This window comes from Pseudidiomarina aquimaris (assembly GCF_003987395.1).
Taxonomy (GTDB): domain Bacteria; phylum Pseudomonadota; class Gammaproteobacteria; order Enterobacterales; family Alteromonadaceae; genus Pseudidiomarina; species Pseudidiomarina aquimaris.
The window spans coordinates 206,080-224,890 of record NZ_PIPT01000004.1 but is presented as its reverse complement, the minus strand read 5'-3'; the positions used below and the strand labels follow the sequence as shown (position 1 = coordinate 224,890).

General features: G+C 50.1%; 19 protein-coding genes. 11 read left to right on the top strand and 8 right to left on the bottom strand.

Annotated features, from left to right (window positions below):
• Positions 1-104: 104 nt before the first annotated feature.
• Both ppiC and CWE21_RS06885 read right to left on the bottom strand, forming a co-directional pair.
• Positions 105-383, bottom strand: a complete 279-nt coding sequence (gene ppiC, locus CWE21_RS06890; RefSeq protein ID WP_126833717.1) for a peptidylprolyl isomerase PpiC — start codon at positions 381-383, stop codon at positions 105-107.
• A gap of 16 nt (positions 384-399) precedes the next feature.
• Entirely contained in the window at positions 400-2,109 is a 1,710-nt protein-coding gene (locus tag CWE21_RS06885; RefSeq protein ID WP_126833716.1) for a class I SAM-dependent methyltransferase, read from the bottom strand.
• A 158-nt stretch (positions 2,110-2,267) separates the two neighbouring features.
• On the opposite strand from CWE21_RS06885, the gene CWE21_RS06880 reads away from it, so the two are divergent.
• The 4 genes from CWE21_RS06880 (at position 2,268) to CWE21_RS06865 (ending at position 6,117) form a co-directional block, all read left to right on the top strand.
• Entirely contained in the window at positions 2,268-5,201 is a 2,934-nt protein-coding gene (locus CWE21_RS06880; protein WP_126833715.1) for a bifunctional diguanylate cyclase/phosphodiesterase, read from the top strand.
• The gene (locus tag CWE21_RS06875) at positions 5,198-5,416 is read left to right on the top strand and encodes a DUF1653 domain-containing protein (protein WP_126833714.1); all 219 of its coding nucleotides are present in this window, start codon (positions 5,198-5,200) and stop codon (positions 5,414-5,416) included. Before CWE21_RS06880 ends, CWE21_RS06875 begins: the two co-directional genes overlap by 4 nt.
• On the top strand, positions 5,416-5,826 hold the full coding sequence (locus CWE21_RS06870) for an SgcJ/EcaC family oxidoreductase (protein WP_126833713.1): 411 nt from the start codon (positions 5,416-5,418) through the stop codon (positions 5,824-5,826). The genes CWE21_RS06875 and CWE21_RS06870 overlap by 1 nt, the downstream gene beginning before the upstream one ends.
• Before the next feature lie 96 nt (positions 5,827-5,922).
• Positions 5,923-6,117, top strand: coding sequence for a zinc ribbon domain-containing protein (locus CWE21_RS06865; protein WP_126833712.1), 195 nt, complete (start codon positions 5,923-5,925; stop codon positions 6,115-6,117).
• Between the two features lie 11 nt (positions 6,118-6,128).
• Here CWE21_RS06865 and CWE21_RS06860 read toward each other — a convergent pair whose 3' ends face one another.
• Together CWE21_RS06860 and CWE21_RS06855 are read right to left on the bottom strand one after the other, a co-directional pair.
• On the bottom strand, positions 6,129-6,359 hold the full coding sequence (locus CWE21_RS06860) for a helix-turn-helix domain-containing protein (protein ID WP_126833711.1): 231 nt from the start codon (positions 6,357-6,359) through the stop codon (positions 6,129-6,131).
• Positions 6,360-6,440: 81 nt separating this feature from the next.
• The gene (locus CWE21_RS06855; protein WP_126833710.1) at positions 6,441-7,313 is read right to left on the bottom strand and encodes a LysR family transcriptional regulator; all 873 of its coding nucleotides are present in this window, start codon (positions 7,311-7,313) and stop codon (positions 6,441-6,443) included.
• Positions 7,314-7,426: 113 nt separating this feature from the next.
• On the opposite strand from CWE21_RS06855, the gene CWE21_RS06850 reads away from it, so the two are divergent.
• A complete protein-coding gene (locus CWE21_RS06850) occupies positions 7,427-7,879 on the top strand; it encodes a DoxX family protein (RefSeq protein ID WP_126833709.1) in 453 nt (150 codons plus the stop codon).
• A gap of 15 nt (positions 7,880-7,894) precedes the next feature.
• The gene (locus CWE21_RS06845; RefSeq protein ID WP_126833708.1) at positions 7,895-8,695 is read left to right on the top strand and encodes a DODA-type extradiol aromatic ring-opening family dioxygenase; all 801 of its coding nucleotides are present in this window, start codon (positions 7,895-7,897) and stop codon (positions 8,693-8,695) included.
• Between the two features lie 48 nt (positions 8,696-8,743).
• On the opposite strand, the gene CWE21_RS06840 is transcribed toward CWE21_RS06845, so the two are convergent.
• Both CWE21_RS06840 and CWE21_RS06835 read right to left on the bottom strand, forming a co-directional pair.
• Positions 8,744-9,718, bottom strand: a complete 975-nt coding sequence (locus tag CWE21_RS06840) for an LLM class flavin-dependent oxidoreductase (RefSeq protein WP_126833707.1) — start codon at positions 9,716-9,718, stop codon at positions 8,744-8,746.
• Between the two features lie 60 nt (positions 9,719-9,778).
• Positions 9,779-10,066: a hypothetical protein gene (locus CWE21_RS06835; protein ID WP_126833706.1), complete on the bottom strand. Its 288-nt coding sequence runs from the start codon at positions 10,064-10,066 to the stop codon at positions 9,779-9,781.
• On the opposite strand from CWE21_RS06835, the gene CWE21_RS06830 reads away from it, so the two are divergent.
• The 3 genes from CWE21_RS06830 (at position 10,065) to CWE21_RS06820 (ending at position 13,628) form a co-directional block, all read left to right on the top strand.
• Entirely contained in the window at positions 10,065-12,728 is a 2,664-nt protein-coding gene (locus tag CWE21_RS06830; RefSeq protein ID WP_198675080.1) for a GGDEF and EAL domain-containing protein, read from the top strand. The genes CWE21_RS06835 and CWE21_RS06830 overlap by 2 nt on opposite strands.
• A 92-nt stretch (positions 12,729-12,820) precedes the next feature.
• Positions 12,821-13,102 (top strand): PepSY domain-containing protein, encoded by a 282-nt coding sequence (locus tag CWE21_RS06825; protein ID WP_126833704.1) that lies wholly within the window; start codon positions 12,821-12,823, stop codon positions 13,100-13,102.
• Entirely contained in the window at positions 13,089-13,628 is a 540-nt protein-coding gene (locus CWE21_RS06820) for a cytochrome b/b6 domain-containing protein (protein ID WP_126833703.1), read from the top strand. Before CWE21_RS06825 ends, CWE21_RS06820 begins: the two co-directional genes overlap by 14 nt.
• Here CWE21_RS06820 and CWE21_RS06815 read toward each other — a convergent pair.
• Entirely contained in the window at positions 13,625-14,050 is a 426-nt protein-coding gene (locus CWE21_RS06815; protein WP_126833702.1) for an OsmC family protein, read from the bottom strand. The two genes, CWE21_RS06820 and CWE21_RS06815, sit on opposite strands and share 4 nt — an antisense overlap.
• A gap of 62 nt (positions 14,051-14,112) precedes the next feature.
• On the bottom strand, positions 14,113-14,742 hold the full coding sequence (gene upp, locus CWE21_RS06810; protein ID WP_126833701.1) for a uracil phosphoribosyltransferase: 630 nt from the start codon (positions 14,740-14,742) through the stop codon (positions 14,113-14,115).
• 98 nt (positions 14,743-14,840) lie between these two features.
• Between upp and CWE21_RS06805 the strand changes: the two genes are divergently transcribed.
• Together CWE21_RS06805 and CWE21_RS06800 are read left to right on the top strand one after the other, a co-directional pair.
• Entirely contained in the window at positions 14,841-16,823 is a 1,983-nt protein-coding gene (locus CWE21_RS06805; protein WP_126833700.1) for a GGDEF domain-containing protein, read from the top strand.
• Entirely contained in the window at positions 16,824-18,716 is a 1,893-nt protein-coding gene (locus tag CWE21_RS06800; RefSeq protein ID WP_126833699.1) for a diguanylate cyclase domain-containing protein, read from the top strand.
• The last annotated feature ends 95 nt before the right edge of the window (positions 18,717-18,811 follow it).

Below are 18,811 nucleotides of genomic sequence, written 5' to 3'. Positions count from 1 at the left end.
CTTAACATTTTGTCAGGCTTATTGGCCTATACAAGAAATAGTCTTTTGAACTTTATCTAGAAGCTTCAAATTAAGTGCGGAAGTTAGATTAGGGAAGCTGCGAGTCACCCTCGACTCAGCACCTTAATCAAATGCCACCCAAACTTAGTCTTCACGGGCCCATGCACCTCAAGCGTGGGCTTGCCGAAGACGACTTTATCGAAAGCTGGCACCATCTGACCGCGGCGGAATTCGCCTAGGTCGCCACCTTTTTTGCCGGATGGGCAGAGTGAGTGCTTGCGCGCGAGATCCCCGAACTTTTTGCCTGCGGCGAGCTGCTTCTTTAGCTCGGCGGCTTCGGCTTGAGTCTTAACGAGAATGTGTAAAGCGTGGGCGCGGGCCATTGCAGGGGCTCCGAGTTTAGCGCGTCAAATGCCAGTCTTGCAGTTGTTGCGTCTGTTTGATGCGTTCGCGTTGCAGGGTTAGTGCCTCGAATACGTCATCATAATTTTTGTTGTCAGGTGCTAAGTTAGGCAAAGCTAAATTGGCTTGCGTAAAAAACTCGTCACGATGCTCGTGCCAACCTGTTCGCCACCAATCGACGATGAGGACACGCGCCTGCACCAAGGTCTGCTGGGTGGGGAGTTTATCTGATTTCTTGGAATTGATCTCGGTACGCGTCGGTAATAAGTTCCACAAATCATTGTTTGGCCAGCGGGCAAAGGGGAATGCATGATCAACTGCATAACGCTGACGCCTTAAAGCGTTGCCAGACCAACAACAGTCAACACCCTGTTGTGCCAATAAATCGTCGACTCGTTTGCGCACGCGGTTAGTGCTGCGTTCAGGGTTTTCCCAACGCAGGGCATTCAAATAATCAGCAAGAGTGAATCGTGATTGGTTGCGTTGGTACGACGCCATCAATTGACTCCACTCGCTAATCAACGCCGGTTCTATCCAAACGCTGAAACGTGAGAGAGCGTCCCAGATCGCACGCGGCACGTAAAATGTACCGAGAGATTTGAGGAATTGGTAATCAAGCACCAAGGACCCCTGCGGTTTTTGTGTACGTGCAAGTTCAACGCCGAATACTTCAGTTTGAGTGCCTGGCAAGGTGATGTATTTCGCCGGCATGTTTTTAATCGTGGACGCTATATCCTTTAGCGTGCGGTAGATGTTGCTTGCTTGCGTCGGGTCAAAATAACAAGCGCCGATATAAAAATCGTTGGCCGTCATGTCGGAAAGTTGGCCCCAACCATTTTCCTTAACGAAGCCAAGTCCGCGATTACTGCTACTTTGTTGCAGTTGGTAGTGGTCGAGCAGTGGCTTGTAGAGCTTAAGCCAATACCAAGCGACCAAGCCCATCGGTAGTTCGACGTGAGTATCTGTTTGCGTCATCACTGCACCGGGGTGGCCTTCGGCGATGCGCAGTAAGGTGCGCAATAACGCAACCTTATAAGTAGAGGCCTTGGCGTCGTTTACGACAATGTTACGCAGCAATGGAAAAGCACCTGTGCCGTCATCGGGCAAGGCAAGCAGCACCGTCTCCCATTCCACATCCGGTCGTTGCAGTTGGTCGGCTTTTGGCCGCAGAACCCGAAAACTCAGCCCTTGCTGCTGCGCATAACCGGCGAGTTCGTCGGCGGATACAGGGTGCATGGTACGTTCATCGGGGCTGGCGCCGTGGCGCAGCGAGACGACCATTTTGCCGTTGGGCTTTAACAGCGAGCTGAGTTTGCGGAACGCGCGTTGGCGCTTTGATGGCGCGATGTGCATCCAAACGGCGCTGAGCAAAATGAGGTCGAACTTGGTCTGCAGTTTCTGTACACGGTTGAGTTCGGGCAGGCTGTCGTCCAGCCAATGGATAGGGTTACAACCTTCAGTCTGAGTGACATCATACTGTTGCGCGCGTTCGCGCAGTGCGTCGGCAGGTTCGACAGCGACGACCTCAAAGCCATGACACGCTAAAAAGCGCGCGTCACGACCTGAACCAGCGCCGACATCGAGTGCCATACCGGCGCTCGGTAATTCGTCAAACCAGTCGCCATGCACCGATTCAAAATCAAGGCTGTCATACTGGTCAGCGAGTTGTTCTGCGTTGCGGTTGTAGTAGATGATGTTGTCGTCCATCCGTCGACGGCTTCTTTTGTTGTGCGAATAGTCCTCACTATAAAGGCTTTTCTGTACAATGGCACCCGAAGACCTTACAAAAACTAGGGCTAAAACTTGCGCAACGCCATAAACTGACGCACTATTTGATAACTGACGCACCTACAAGGCTTTTGTAGATGGAAAAACTGGTCCATCCGACACACTGTAATGACTTTAAACAAGCGAGTCTTGGTTTCGTCTGCGCAATGTTAGCGTTGGTACCGATGTATCTATTCAAAGATGTCGATTGGTTAAGTGGTCCTCACCTTTTTATTAGCGCTCATAATGTACTCGAAATCATCGCGATTGCGGTGGCGGTGCTAATTTTTTCCGTCGGCTGGAATACCCGAACGTTTATCAAAAATGGCAACTTGCTGGTGTTCTCCTGTTTGATGCTTGCCGTTGCTATCTTTGATTTTGTGCACACATTTTCGTATGCGGGAATGCCGAGTTTCATTTCACCGGCGGGGCCGGAAAAAGCTATCAACTTTTGGCTCGTGGCGCGTTTATTCTCGGCGCTGGCGCTTTTGGTGCTTGCGGTAGCGCCCTGGTGGCGTATGCGAATGCGTTGGGATTATGTGTTGCTGGCTGGCGTGGTTGTGCTGGCGGTGGCAGGCAGCCTTTTCATGATTTTCTTTCAGGGGCAGTTGCCGTCAACTTATATTGAAGGGCAGGGGCTGACCGGATTCAAGATTGCTAGCGAATATGTACTCGTAGGCCTCTTTTTACTTGCGGCGATGTTGTTCAGTGTGGGTTTGCGAGGCCCCAAAACAACTGCAAACATCAGTGCATTGGTCGTCTCGTCGCTGTTAATGGCGGCGAGCGAGATCTTCTTTACGCTTTATCAAGAAGTGACCGACACCTACAATTTCTTTGGTCATGTTTATAAGATTCTGGCCTATGTATTTTTGTATCGCGCGATCTTTGTCGAAGCTGTTACACGGCCTCACTTGGAGCTTGCCGAGGAAGTCGCGACGACGCAAAAGCAAGCGGAGGACCTCGCTCATCAAGCTCGCCTAAATGAGAGCTTGTTAGAGCTATCTAATATTGCATCTGAGCATAATGACGCGCGCTTTTTAGCCTATGCAGTTGAGCATGCGCGGTATGTGGTGCCGTCGGCAGGGGCTGCATTGTATTCGGTTACGAATGATGCACTCGAACTATTGGTGGACAGTGGCGATGCCAATAATGCGTTGGACTATGTTGATTTAACTAAGCTAAGTCGGCGTGGCAACTTCTGCGCAAATGCTGGTGAGGTGCACGTGCTTGCGGTGCAGTCCAAGTCTGACGAAGGCAGCCAAAAAACCATTGTTCTACTGGATCCTGGTCGTCATTTCAGCGCGCGTGACACGCAAACCCTTACAGTTTGGTTGGAGTCGATTTTGACCTGGTGTGTCAGGTTGGAACAAGAGCAACAAGTGAACCTACTGAGCTTGGCGGTAGAGCAAAACCCGAATCCTATTTTTATTACTGACATTGATGCTCGGATTGAATATGCCAATAAGGCGTATTTTGCGTCGAGTGGCTATTCTCCTGAAGAGCTCATTGGTCAGGACCCGAAAGTTACCGGTTCAGGACGCACACCAAAGAGTGTTTTTGCTGATTTATGGCGCAACATTTTAAATGGAAAGCCATGGTCGGGTGAGCTTATTAATAAGCACAAAAATGGTGATGAAGTGGTCGAAATGACTACCGTGTTTCCGCTGAAAGACCGCCACGGAAATAATGTTAAATATATTTCGTTCAAAAATGACGTGACCAAGTCGATTGAAAACGAGAAGAAGATTCATCAGCTTTCGTTTTTTGATCAAATGACCGGCTTGCCGAATCGTAGTTCTTACCAAGCCAACTTTGCCGCGTTAGGAGGCGAAGCGCAGACAGGTTTATCAGCGTTACTTTATATCAACCTCGATAACTTCAAGCTGATTAACGACGCGCTGGGAATTGAAGCGGGGAACCGTGTGCTCTGTATTGTCGCCGAGCGGCTGCAACGTTTAGCACAGCATGACTGTAAGGTTTATCGAATGTCTGGTGATGTCTTTGCCATGCTGCTCGAAAACAGTGATATTCGTGCGGCAGGCGAATGGGCGGTTAAAGTGTTGAACACGGTGCGCGCCCCGATGCGTCTTGGCGAGCAACATACTATGGTAACGGCTTCCATTGGCTTGGTGGGTTTTGCAAATAATAGCACCAGCGCCGATGAAGTTTTGCAGCATGCTGAAGTCGCAATGTATGAGGCGAAGAAGAAGGGCCGCAATAATTTCCAAGTCTACAGTGACAAGCTTCATGCTGGGGCGTCAGAGCAGCTTGCATTACTGAGTGCCTTGAACTTTGCTATGGAGCGTCAGGAGTTTTCTCTGGCTTTTCAACCGCAAGTGGCCATGAAAGACCGTCGGATTCTTGGAGTAGAAGCGTTATTGCGTTGGCACTCAACTGAGCTAGGTGAAGTGTCGCCAGGCCAGTTTATCCCGTTGGCTGAGCGTAGTGGCTTGATCGGTGAAATCGATAAGTGGGTGTTTCGTGAGGCGGCTCGGCAGGCGCGAATTTGGCAAGATGAAGGGCTGCATGAGGTTGTGATTTCGGTGAACTTGTCGGCGAGTCGCTTTGATGAGCCTGACTTGGTGGAAAACTTGCAGGCGATCGCAGAAGAGGAGCGTATCGCGCCCGGGACGATTGAATTAGAGCTGACCGAAGCCGTTGCATTGCAGAATCCTGAGCAGGCGCTTATCACTATTAGCGCGTTGCGTGAGGCTGGATTTCGCGTCGCTTTAGATGACTTCGGTACCGGCTACTCGTCGATTAGCTATTTGAAACGTTTTGGCTTTGATAAGTTGAAAATTGATAAGTCATTTATCGACGACCTGACGATTGAAAATGCCACCGATGTCGCAATCGTGCGCGGCATTATCGCACTTGCCAAGAGCTTAAAAATGGCCACTGTCGCCGAAGGTGTCGAAACAGAAGAACAGTGGCGCTCCCTGCAAGAGCTGGGCTGCGATGAAGTTCAAGGCTACATCTTCAGTCGCCCTTTGCGCCCTGATCAGCTTGCGGAATTGTTGTCGCACTCATGAACCATCTAAAAACCGGCATCTATCAGCACTACAAAGGCCCCGAATACGAGGTGCTAGACGTGGTGCGGCACTCTGAAACCGAAGAAGAGTTGGTGTTGTATCGGCCTTTATATGGTGAGCGTGCGCTCTGGGTGCGCCCCTTGGCTATGTTTGTGGAGAGCGTCGTCGTTGATGGCGCGCAAGTGCCACGTTTTCGGTATGTGCGGGAGGCGTGATGCGCTTACTTCTTGGAGTTCTTTTTTTGCTTTGTACTTCGGTGGCTGCGAATGAAGTCGACCATGCGGCGCTAGTCGAAGACTACGTGGCGGCATTCAACGCACAAGACTCCGCAGCCATGGCGCGTATGGTCACAGACGACGTGCAATGGCTGACGGTGAAGGGTGATTCGGTGGCGGTGGAAACCGCTGGCCGCGTGGCATTGGTAAAGGCGATGGACAGTTACTTTGCTTCGTGTGCTTCGTGCCGCAGTCGATTGGTAGATGTGCAGGTGCTAGGGTCGCGTGTGTCGGTGATTGAAGAGGCCTCGTGGCTCGCTGGAGATGAGCGCCGTGCGCAGTCGAGCATTGCGGTGTACGAATTCGAGGGTTCGCTGATCGCGCGCGTTTATTATTTTGTGAGTGAGTAAGCAGTATTTTGCTTGCATTAGAGAGGGCAGCCCTCTTTGATCTAACCGTTGCCGCTGCGCATATTGGAGCTAGGGACATTTTTCTTCGGAGGTTGTATGTCATTAACGCACGAAGCTGAATTTAGTTGCCCGTACTGCATGGTGGTAAATAGTATTGAAATTGACCCAGTGAATGACGTGGGGCAGCAGCAAATCGTGGATTGCCAGATCTGTTGCCAGCCGATTGAGGTTGTTGTGGTCGAGTCGGGCACCGGTGAATTCGAGGTGCTGGCGCGTACAGACGACGAATAATAGCCTACGCGCTAATCATCCCATAGCGGACTTTCTCGCTTCTGCAGTATCACTAGTTGTAGGTCGAGTGCTTCGGTAATTTTGAGAAGTGTGTCGATCCGTGCCTCACCTCTGCCCTCAAATCGCGAGATCACCGCCTGCGTCGTACCAACTTTCTCCGCCAGCTCGCTTTGCGACCACCGCAAGGCCTTGCGCGCCTTTCGCACCGCTTCAGCTATATCTTTCGAATCGTTTAATCGCATCTTTTATATCCTTTTGTGTATGAAAAATATACATTAATCGATATAAATAGCAAATAACGCTAAGAGAGGGCTGCCCTCTCTTTAATAGTCATCCCAATAAGGGGGGTCGCCGAAATAGCCATCGACGAAGTCGAGGAAGGCGCGGACTTTGCTGGCCATGAATTGGCGGTGGGCGAAGATGGCGTAGAGTGCGATAGGCTCTGGTTCGTAGGAACGTAAGATGGTTTGCAAGCGACCGGTGCGCAGAGCTTCGCAGGCGATAAAGGTCGGTTGCAACGCGATTCCCGCACCTTCGCAAGCAGCGGCAACGAGTACGTCACCGTTGTTGCTGCGCATCACCTGCGCGGCGGCCGGCACGAATGACTCGTCCATGTAGCTGTAGTGGAGGTAACGATGGTCGCGCAATGCGGCGAGGTCATGCGGTTCGCCTTGTTCAGCTATGTATTGTGGAGCGGCGCAATAGACCAAACGCACGGGGGCGAGGCGCTTAGCAATCAACGATGAGGACTCCAACTTACCGATGCGCAGTGCGATATCAAAACCTTCTTCGACAATATCCACTTTGCGGTCATTGAGCTGCAGATCTACTACGACCTCAGGGTAAGCTTCTTGGAAGCTCACCAACAGCGGCGCTAAATGGCGAATGGCGAACGACACTGGTGCACTGATACGCAACACGCCGCGGGCGCTTTGTTGCAGGCCGGAGAGTTGTAACTCCATGTCGTCAATGTCGGCTAGAACTTGCTGCGCCCGCGCAAAGTAAGCGCTGCCGGCCTCGGTAAGGTGCTGGCGGCGCGTGGTGCGGTTGAGCAAGCGCACGCCGAGGTGTTCTTCGAGTTGGTTTAGCGACTTGCTCACTAATTGCGGCGAAACCTCAAGCTTTTCTGCAGCTTGCACGAAAGATCCCTCATTCACGACGGTCACAAATATGCGCATTGCTTGCAGTCTATCCATGTCTAACTCTCGTTATTAACTACTCAATGTGGATAATAAAGCACGAAATACACTATTAATCTACCTAAAAGCAAGTAGTAAAGTACCTCCATCAACTTAATGGAGGCATTTTTATGAACAATTCAAAATTACACACCATCTTTAAATCAGACGCAGGCATCGGCGCACTTCTCTTACGCGTACCTGTTGGTATCATCCTGACTGCACACGGTGCGCAGAAGTTATTTGGCTGGTTCGGTGGCTACGGGCTCGAAGGAACTGGTCAGTGGATGGCAAGCATCGGCTTGGAGCCAGGCTTTCTAATGGCATTGCTAGCTGGCGCAGCTGAGTTCTTTGGTGGCTTGGCGTTGATCTTAGGTCTACTCACACGTCCAGCCGCGTTGGTTTCAGCGTTCACCATGGTGGTCGCGATTTTCAGCGTGCATGCCAGCAACGGTTTGTTCATGGCCAATAACGGCTATGAATTTGCGCTAAGCTTATTGGCAGCAACTGCTGCCCTTACGGCTCTGGGTGGCGGACGTCTCTCGCTCGACAATGCAATTGCCGCAAAAATCACCCAAAAGTAAGTAAAGGAGATCATCATGGCACAACATCAAGTTCTGTTTGTGTCGCACGGCGGGGGCCCTTTGCCCCTGCTTGGCGATCCTCAACACCAAGAATTGGTGGCCCAACTGCAGGGCATCAGCGAGCAACTTGAAAAACCTAAAGCTATCTTGGTTGTCAGCGCACACTGGGAGGCCGAGACGCCAACGGTAACCACCGCGGCGAACCCCGGATTGTTATACGATTATTATGGTTTTTCGCCTGAATCGTACGAAATTCAATACCCTGCGAAAGGCCACCCTGCCTTAGCGCGGCAGGTTCTCACAACGCTGGAGGAGCACGACATTGCGGCAACCGCTGATGACCAGCGCAGCCTAGATCACGGTGTTTTTGTACCATTGAAGTTAATGTATCCCGCTGGCGATATTCCAGTAATACAAGTGTCGCTATTGCACAATTTGGATCCGCAGCAGCACATTGCCTTGGGCAAAGCCTTGGCCGCAATAGACCACGAAGGTTTGTTGATCTTGGGCTCCGGCTTTTCATTTCACAATATGAAGGCGTTTTTCGCGCCGCAAGACCCAGAAACAGAGAAGCGTAATTTAGCGTTTGAGAACTGGCTTAAAGACACGCTTACGCGCACCGACATCACAGAAGAAGACCGCAAACAGCGCTTAATTAATTGGGCTGACGCGCCCGAAGCACGCTTCTGTCACCCGCGTGAGGAACACCTAATGCCGCTGTTAGTATGCTACGGCGCCACAGGCCGTCCCGCCGACTTTTACAGCATGGCGCGCACCCTCGGCCGCACCGCCGGCCTGTTTTATTGGCCCGCATAAGAGAGGGCTGCCCTCTCTTATGCAAGTGCGAGATGACGGAGGGGGATGTCAGAGGTCGGCGGCGATTTCGAGGCTGCGCAGACGGGCGCGGTGGTCGTAGGCGTGGCAGGTGAGCATGAGTTCGTCGACGCCGGTGGCGCTTACAAAGTCGCGTAAATAGGCGTGAACGTCTTCAGGGACGCCCCATGCGGTGTATTTCAAGGCGTGATTGGCACCGGCTAAGGACACCGGATCAACGACGGAATGAATGTCATCCACGGGCGCGGGCAGAGGTCCGGGGTTGCCTCGGCGTAAAGCGACAAATTGTAGCTGCATTGAACTCATCAGGCGCGCAGCCTCTGCTTCAGTATCGGCGGCGAAAACGTTGACGGCAGCCATGGCATAAGGCTTCGACAGGTACTTCGAGGCTTTAAATTCGCGACGATACACATCCAAGGCGGCGTGCAAATGGTCGGGCGCGAAATGTGAGGCGAAAGCGTAGGGCAGCCCTAAAGCTGCTGCCAGCTGCGCGCCATACAAACTCGACCCCAAAATCCACACCGGCACATGCGAGCCCTGCCCAGGCACAGCGCGAATGAAAGCGTCGTCAGCAGCGTCATCCAAATAGCCCAACAATTCTCGTACGTCGTCGGGGAAGCTCGAAGCCGAATTGTAGTCACGGCGCAAAGCACGCAAGGTCGCGCCGTCGGTACCAGGTGCTCGGCCTAAACCCAAATCCACGCGGTCACCATACAATGCCTGCAAGGTGCCAAACTGCTCCGCGGCAACTAAAGGTGCGTGATTCGGCAGCATAATGCCGCCCGCACCAATCCGAATCGTCGATGTCACACTGCCAATATGCGCCAACGCCACAGCTGTAGCGGCACTCGCAATGCCAGTCATGTTGTGATGCTCGGCCATCCAAAAGCGCTTAAAGCCCCAACGCTCGGCATGCATGGCTAAGTCACCAGAGCGCTGCAACGACTCGGCTGCAGAAGACCCCTGAACAATAGGCGCAAGATCTAAAATCGACAGTGGTACCACACGGACTCCTAACTTAAAGTATTACGCAAAACATGACCCCGAAACCTAGGATTTCAAGGGTCACTCTTTAAACTCCGTCTCCCCCGCCCGGGCTTGGCCATCGGCAGAGCGGGTAAAACGCTTGTCGGTCCGCTCGGTATAATCCATCAGCAAAATGGTCAAATAAATCTTGGTCGGCAACGACAACACCACGCCGATTGCGCTCATTGCCGCCCCCAAAATAAAACCGCGATGGCCAATGTCATCACTGGCGAACGTAACCGCCAAAACTATATGCCCGCAAATAAGCAGCACCACGCCAAGAATCATGGCAGTTTTCAACAAGCGAATTTGTGTGGCTTCCGTCATGACAACTCCAACTGAACAACCCATTTTTTTGCAGCAAATCAAAGCTAACTTAGAACAATGCTGCAAAAATCTCTATACTGAACTCTACAAGCTTCTGAAATTAAACGGTATGACTAAATACTTCACACAATCAGCCGCGAATTTAGCCTACTTCGGCATTCTGTTGTTCTTCGCCGCCATCACTTTGTTAGGTTTTCTAGATATCGTCATAACGCCGGCCAGCATGCTCATGAATGTGATTTCTGATTACATGCTCATCGTCTCAGCTGTGGCGTTTTTAATTCTGTATGGCTTATTTCGTTGGCGTACGCCGAAACAGTTGCAATTCGTAGGTCCTATTTTAACGTCACTTGGAATCACGGCTTTTATCATTTTACAGTTGGTGGTCTGGGGAGTTTTGCCGGCACCAGAAGCGGCACGATTTAGTAATCCATTTACGTTGGCGTTAGCGTCGGTGATGCTACTCACATTTTTCCTAGCACTAACGATTCGACATAATTATCCATATTTAAAAATAGACGCAAGCTGGGCCACACTGCGGCTATTAAGTTTTATTATTTTGCTCGGCGTGTTGGTTTGGTACGCCATGAGCGCGCGTATTGTGTACCTTGAAACAAAAAACGCACTAACGAAAATTCAGTTAATCGGCAATATGATCGACTCACGATTTATTGATCAGATAAAAGCACTTGAGCGCATCAAGCAACGTGTCGAGCGAGCGGATACTTATGCAACAGATGAGTTGCTTGCAACCGACATGCCCGCCTACATTACTGACTACGAAATTATTGAGGGGATGCTCATCCTAGACGAGCAACAGCGCCCTATTGTTACTTCAGCTTTTGCTGAGCCTTTCTGGCAGTTGCATATGCGCACCAGCGAGGGTATTAAGAACTGGCTAGCACAGCCAAGTGAGACAACACGCATTGCCGCAAATGGTAGTTCGCTGAATACGCAGACGCCAATTGTCATGATGGCGGTGCCGCTGAAGAGCAAAACGGATGCCAAACAACTTGTCGCGTTGTTAAACCTAAATGGGCTCGTGGCTGCCGAATACTTGGACTATTTAAGCGCAATCAAAACCTTTATGGCGTTCAATCCTGAAGTCCTCGTTGCCATGCAGGGAAGTACCGACGGTACCTATACTTTACATCGACTACAGCAAACGTATCCCCATTCGGTCAATGACAAAGTGACCCTTATCACGGGTATTGAGCACGATTTTTATAGTGTATTAATTGACTATACACCGTTACACGAAGCAACGCGTTTACAGCAAATGTTGCTCTGGCTCACAGGTGCTTTCGCGTTCATCTATATTCTTGCCGCAGATACCACCAAACGCTTACGTGCTGAGAGTAAAAAGCTCGCCAGTATGGCGCGTTACGATGAGCTTACGGGCTATTTGCGCCGTGATGCATTCAATCAAGATACGCAATCGATGATGATCGATTGCGAGGGTTGTCGGCGCGCTGTGCTGTTTGTCAATCTCGACAAATTCAACTCGATTAATGATGGCCTTGGCCACCGCATGGGGGACCATGTTTTAAAGCTCACCGCCCAGCGCATTCGGAGTGCGGCGCAAGGCGCTGATGTTTTTGCGCGTTTCAGTAATGACGAGTTTATCGTCTATTACCGCGATACAACTGCGCATCAATTAAAAAAAGACGCCGCGGCCGTTATTAAGGCCGTTGCAGAGGTCTTTGCCGTTGAGGATTTGTCGGTACATCTTACCGCGAGTATCGGCATCGCAGTGGCTACCCAAGCACAAATCGACACCGAGCAATTGGTGCAGTTCGCTGACATTGCGATGGACAAAGCCAAAGCTGCGGGAGGCAACCAATACGCTATTTATCAATCGGACATGCAAGATAGTCATGAGCAATTGGTGGCGATTCGCACGCAGTTGCAGGTTGCTATGAACCAAGATCAGTTAGAGGCCTATTATCAGCCCATTTTCAGTGCCGAAACGGGGCGCATTGTCAGCGTTGAAAGTTTAGTCCGTTGGCGTAAAGATGGCAGCTTTATTTCGCCGGCCTTGTTTATCCCTATTGCCGAGCAAACCGGGCAAGTGATTCAGTTGGGGGAGCAAATGCTACAAAAAGTCATTCGCGATCTTAGTGAAAACGCCGAGCTGCAAAAATTGACGGTGGCGGTCAATGTTTCACCACACCAGTTGGCACGCGCAAATTTTGTAAACGATTTAGTAAGTCAGATCAAGCGTCATAAACTGAGTCCGCAACAGCTCACTATTGAACTTACCGAAGCGGTGATGTCAGAGGCGGGTCAAACGGAAGAGCGGCTGCGGCAATTGCGTGAGCACGGCTTACATGTGGCGATTGATGATTTCGGCACAGGCTTCTCAAGCTTAGCTTATTTAACTCGACAACCGGCGGATATCATCAAGATCGACCGGGCGTTTACCTTAGGCGTGGAAGCAGAGGGTAAACAACGTAACTTGCTCAGCAAGATGATTGAAATGTGTCAACAACTCGACAAAGTGGTGGTGGTTGAAGGGGTTGAAACGGCTGAGCAGGTTGAGCTTTTTAAAGCTTTAGGTGTCGACCGGCTGCAAGGGTTTTACTTTGCTAAGCCAATGCCGTTGTCGCAACTGATTGAATTGTTGCGAAGTAACGTGACCACCCCCGATGAAGATCAATAAACATCGGGATTAACTATACTGAGACGCCAGCTTAAGGAAACGGTAAGAAAACTCGTCTACGCTAACAATCAGACAACCAAAAGGAGTTCACTATGAACGCTTTAAAACTAGCATTTACCGCAGCGGCTATCGCAACAGTTGCAGCATGTAGCCCGACCGCAGAGGTCACCCAATGCACCAGCGCGCCGATGAGCGATTGGCAAGACCAAGCGCAATTCCAGCAGAATTTGGTGAGCGAAGGCTATCAAATCAACGAATTTAAAGTGACCGAAGGCAACTGCTATGAAATCTATGGCACCGATGCGGACGGCAACAAAGTTGAGATCTACTTCAACCCAGTGAACGGCGAAGTGGTCAAGCGTGAAGCCCACTAAGAGCCCACAACAGGTGCGGATCTGGCATCCGCTGATCCGCATCATTCATTGGCTCTTGGTAGCCATTTTTATCGCCAACTACTTCATTCTTGAAGCGGGCAGCCAATGGCATCAATGGCTCGGCTATACGGCAGCCACAGCAATTGCAGTACGAATCATCTGGGGCTTTGTCGACAAAAGTTACGGTAACTTCGAAACGATTGAGCTGTCTAAACAGGCGCTCCAAGAACATCTGCAGCACTTAAAACAACGCCGAACCCCTATCGACTCGGGGCATAATCCGCTCGGTTGGCTTATGGTGTTCGCTGTTATCTTACTCTTCCTCGGACTCGGCACGACCGGCTTTATGATGGAAGAAATCGATCAGTTCTTCGGCAACAGCACCCTTGAAGAAATTCACGAATGGCTGGCTAACTTGCTCTATGCGGCAGCAATTATTCACGTCGCTGCGGTTCTTATTACCGGCTGGCGTGGCCGCATCGAATTGATACGGCCAATGATCACCGGTAAGCGCTTTAAGCGTTAAGACTCTAATTTGGCGTCGAGCGTAATCTCGGCATTAAATAATTTCGAGATCGGACAGTTTTCTTTCGCGGCTTCGGCCGCTTCCAAAAACTTGTCGACGTCGGCGCCAGGAATAGACGCGCGAAGTTCTAAGTGAACTTTCGGCACCGCGAAGCCACCGTCCTTCTCTTCAAGATGTACTGTCGCTTTGGTATCGATGCTATCGGCGACCATGTCATGCTCGCCAAGCACCATCGACAGTGCCATAGAGAAACAGCCGGCATGTGCCGCACCAATCAATTCCTCAGGATTCGTGCCTTTGCCGTCTTCGAAACGGGTACCAAATGAGTATTGCTGTTGGTCGAGCACGCCACTCTCGGTGGAGACTGTGCCTTTACCGTCCTTCAAACCACCTTGCCAATGTGCAGAAGCAGTGCGTTTCATAAGTACCTCCTTTTTACAGAATGTACCTATAGTGTAGACGCTAACCCCGATGAAAGATCAAGTTAACGGGTGCCAAAGATCTTATCACCGGCATCACCAAGTCCCGGAACGATGTAGCCCTGCTCATTCAAATGGTCATCTAAAGCTGCGGTGTAAATAGGGATATCAGGGTGCGCCGACGTCACGCGCTCGACGCCTTCAGGAGCGGCTACCAGCACCAACACTCGAATATCACGACAGCCTTTTTCTTTCAGCATATCGAGCGTTGCGACCATGGTGCCACCGGTCGCCAGCATAGGGTCAATCACCAGTGCGGTGCGCTGATCTATTTCACCGGCGAATTTCTCAAAGTAAGTCACCGGTTCCAATGTTTGTTCATTACGATATAGCCCAACGACACTCACCTTTGCGCCAGGTAGCAGTTCCAGCACACCATCCAGCATGCCAATGCCAGCCCGCAAAATTGGTACTACTGTAACTTTTTTACCGGCTAAGCGCTTAACGGTAATCTTGGTGCCATCCCAGCCGTCAATTTCGCAGTCTTCAAGTTTAAAGTCTTGCGTTGCTTCGTAAGTGAGCAACGTGCCAAGTTCATTGGCGAGTTCACGAAAACTTTTGGTCGAAAGCTTGGCTTCGCGCAGGAGTCCAAGCTTATGCTGTACAAGTGGGTGTTTGATTACGTTGAGTGGCATAGTTTTATCCATTAGTACAAAGTGGGTATTGAACTTATTTGTGGTAAAGTTTACATAATGAACACAATTAAGGCACGTCGAACTTAGGGAACAGAAGCTTGAATAAATCAAAATGGGTTCCGTCGGTTGCTCTTATGGGTGGGGTGCTGGCCAGCATTGGCGCGGCCTATTTGAGCTTCTCTCTTGAAGTCAGTCGCGCAAAAGAAAGCTTTTTATTCAATATTGAACAAGTAGAAGTTGCGCTTTCGGAGCGTCTGCGCACCTATGAACTCATGTTGCGCGGTGCTGCTGGATTCTATGAAACGACTCCTGGGGTCGACCGTAGTGCATGGCGTACCTATACCGAGAAGCTGCAGCAAAATGGTCTTATTACCGAAGTGCAAGGAATTGGTTTCGCTGCTTACGTCAATCCTGATGCTTTAGACAACTTTGTTCAGCAGGTGCGTGACGAGGGTTTTCCCGACTTTAGTGTGCATCCGCAAACTCCTCGAGACATATACACTGCAATTCTTTATTTGGAACCGTTTGACGAGCGTAATCAACGCGCATTTGGTTATGACATGTACTCCGAAGCTACGCGTCGTGATGCGATGCATCGAGCTACATTAACTCGCAAGGCAGCGTTAAGTGGTCGTGTTGAGCTATTGCAAGAAATGGGAAGTAAAAAGCAGGCTGGAACACTCATGTACGTCCCAGTTTTCGACTCCAATAACATCGAGATGCAGGCTGACCCTTACAAAGTACTTCTTGGCTGGGCCTATAGTCCATTTCGGATGACGGATCTGATCAACGGCATCATTCAAAATTGGGAACGAGATGATGGCGCCTCTATCCACTTGTCTATTTTTGACAGCCCAGAAATCGCTTATCAAACACTCATGTATGAATCCGATCGCGCTTTTAAATCAGAGCCTAATTATTTGCATGCTTCGGTTCCCTTTTCATTTGGCGGTCGCACTTGGTTACTAGACTTCAACCATCAAGATGAGCTCTCAGTGCTAAATTTGGAACGCCCGCTGATATTTGTTTTATTGGGTTTAGTTATCTCGGCGGTGCTGGCTGCGTACGTAAGAACATTGCAGATGACGCGTGATCGAGCGACCCAGACAGCAGAGCATTTGACCCATGAATTGCGCCTTAAACAAAGCAAAATGGTGGAGTTAGAGGAACGATGGCGCTACGCTCTGCAGGCGACTCGTGGTGGCGTATGGGATTGGCGAGCTAAGGACAATCAGGCTTACTTTTCTGAAGAGTGGTACAACTTATTTGGTTTTACTCACGCAGATGGTAAGCACCTCCATAGTACTTGGCTGGATAATATTCATCCAGATGATCGTGATGATTTGATGGAAAAGCTCGAGCGCTTTATGGAGAATTCGCGTCCAGGTGATGACACTTTCGAAAACGAGTACCGCATGGTTGACGCTCATGGGGATGCGATCTGGATCCTCGATCGAGGTTTCGTAGTTGAGCGCGATGATTCAGGACGACCTGCACGAATCACAGGTACTGTTGAAGACGTTACAGCAGAACATGAACGTCTTCACAGACTGCAGAGTGAGGCAGAGACAGATCGCCTTACGTTGCTACCGAATCGTGCTTATCTCTACAAATATCTGGGTAAAGCTGTAGCGGTACAAGCGAAGAAAAAGAGCATGCTGGCGGTCATGTTTATCGATTTAGATCGGTTTAAGCAGGTGAATGATACCTATGGTCATGAGATAGGCGATAAGCTTCTTGTTGAAGTTGCTACACGGTTTAAAGATGTATTGCGAATAGACGATGTGCTTTGTCGTTGGGGGGGTGATGAGTTTTTAGTTGTACTCGAAACGCACTCGCTCGATAGCGTAACAGGTGCCGCACAGCGGTTGATTGAAGCGGCTTCACTACCGATTTATTTGCGGGGACATGAATTATTTATCGGCGCCTCAATTGGTATTGTCATATATCATGGATCGATAGAGTCGACAGCTGAAGAATTAATTCGCAGGGCTGACAAACTGATGTACGACGTTAAACTTAATCAGCGGGGCCACTATAAGTTGGCTCACATTGACGACAAAACGGAAGCAAGGCAATAGATGCAAGAACGCCGCCAGCAACCAAGGAAAAAGCTAACGACACGTCTATTGTGGCACGTGGTCGTTGTTTCCGTGAGTATTCTGTTGCTAACACTGTTCATCACCTTTTGGCAAACATACCCCTCTGCAAAGCAAGCTGTGGTTGAACGAATTCAACGTGAAGTAGCCACAAAACTAACCACCAATCAATATCAATTGCAGGCCATTGAGAGGCGTGGCGACCTACTGGCAGAAGAGTTTCTTACCCGCTACCAAAACCTGCGTTATGAACAAGACTTGCAAAGCTATTTTTCTGATTGGTTTGAAGAAACCTCGCCAGGAGTTTGGCGGCTTAAAGAATCATTATTTACTGGGGTAAAAGCAGGTGATCATTACTTCAAAGGGATGAGTGTATTCGTTGGCCCGCGACCAACGCCGCTTACTGATGAGTTGCGGGCGCGTTTGGTGATCAGTGTCCGCACGCTGAATGACTTAGGGCCGGCATGGGAAGGTCAAGTGACCAATACTCATTTGTCGCTACCCGAAAATGCGCTTGCGCTGTACTCTCGCGAGCAAGCATGGGGTCGACTCGCCGCAGCGGATTTAGTCATGACCGACTTCTCCACCTTAAAGTCGACACTGCAAAGTGAGAACCCTGAGCGTGCGCCGAATTGGACCGGGCTATATAAAGACCATTCGGGTGGCTTTTGGACGATTACCTATCAACGACCAGTAGATCTCAATGGCAAGCATCTTGTGAACGCTAGTTTTGATGTCAGCCTAGCACAACTGACTCAAGACCTGAGTCGTACTGTAGATGCGGATATTAGTAACTATGTGTTGAATAGCCAAGGTGCGTTAATCACCAGCTCGACACTTTCAGATGCGTTGAGCGAGCAACGTGATACATTGACGCCGGAAAACTACGACGACCCACTCTATCAAAAAATTGCCGCCCGTCTACTCACGAACCCTCAATCGTTTAAGCAAGAAGTCTGGGATGATATTGATGATGATTACTTAGTTCTCGTGCAGCACTTGGGGACGCCGGATTGGTGGTATTTTGCTGTATATCCAAAAGAACTGATTACCAGTGAGGCTTTATTTTTGCCAATGGTTATAGCACTCATCGGTTCGCTGTTAGTGCTTGGAGTGCTTTTAACTACAATTATTTTTGTACGTCATCAAGTTTCCATACCATTGCGTCGGCTTGCCTCGCTTGCCGCGCTCATGGATGAGAAGAATTACGATGAAATCGAGAAGCAGAGTGAAAGTGAGGTTCGTAGTTATGGTGAAATCAGCCAAGTTTTAAACGCTTTTCGTGTGATGGCAAGACGTTTTGTACGAACTAATTTTGAACTTGAGCAGCGCGTTGCTGAGCGTACTAAAGAGTTGCGTAAAGCTAATCGCAAACTTGACGAACTGGTGCATATCGACGGTCTGACGGGGCTGCTCAACCGTCGCGCTTTCCAAACCGACGTTGCGAATGCCATCGCAACTGCGGACGGCAGTTGTTACTTCGTGATGGCCGATATCGACGACTTCAAACCATTCAATGACAACTACGGCCACGAAGCCGGTGACCGAGCTTTGATTGCCTTTGCCAAAGCCTTCCGAGAATTGCCCGAGAGCCGGGCCTATCGTTACGGCGGTGAAGAGTTTGCGTTGCTGCTGCAAGCAGACTCCTTGGCGCAAGCTCGTGAACGTTTAGATGAATTGCGTCAGGCTATTCATAACCTCGGCATTGAGCACCATTTCGGACGTCGCTTGCATGGCATACTTACGGTAAGTTTTGGCGTGACTCGAATCCGTGCCAACGAGCTCCCTAGCGATTTAATCAAACGCGCCGACAAGCAGTTGTACCTAGTGAAGCAGGAGGGCGGCGATGCAGTGGCCTTCGATGTTGGAGACTAAGCCAGCCCTTAAACCATATGGCTTGTAGGGTTTTCGATTAGCCTAATCTGTTTTTTCAATAGCCTTTGCAGATCCTAATCTGGCAAATGTCGACT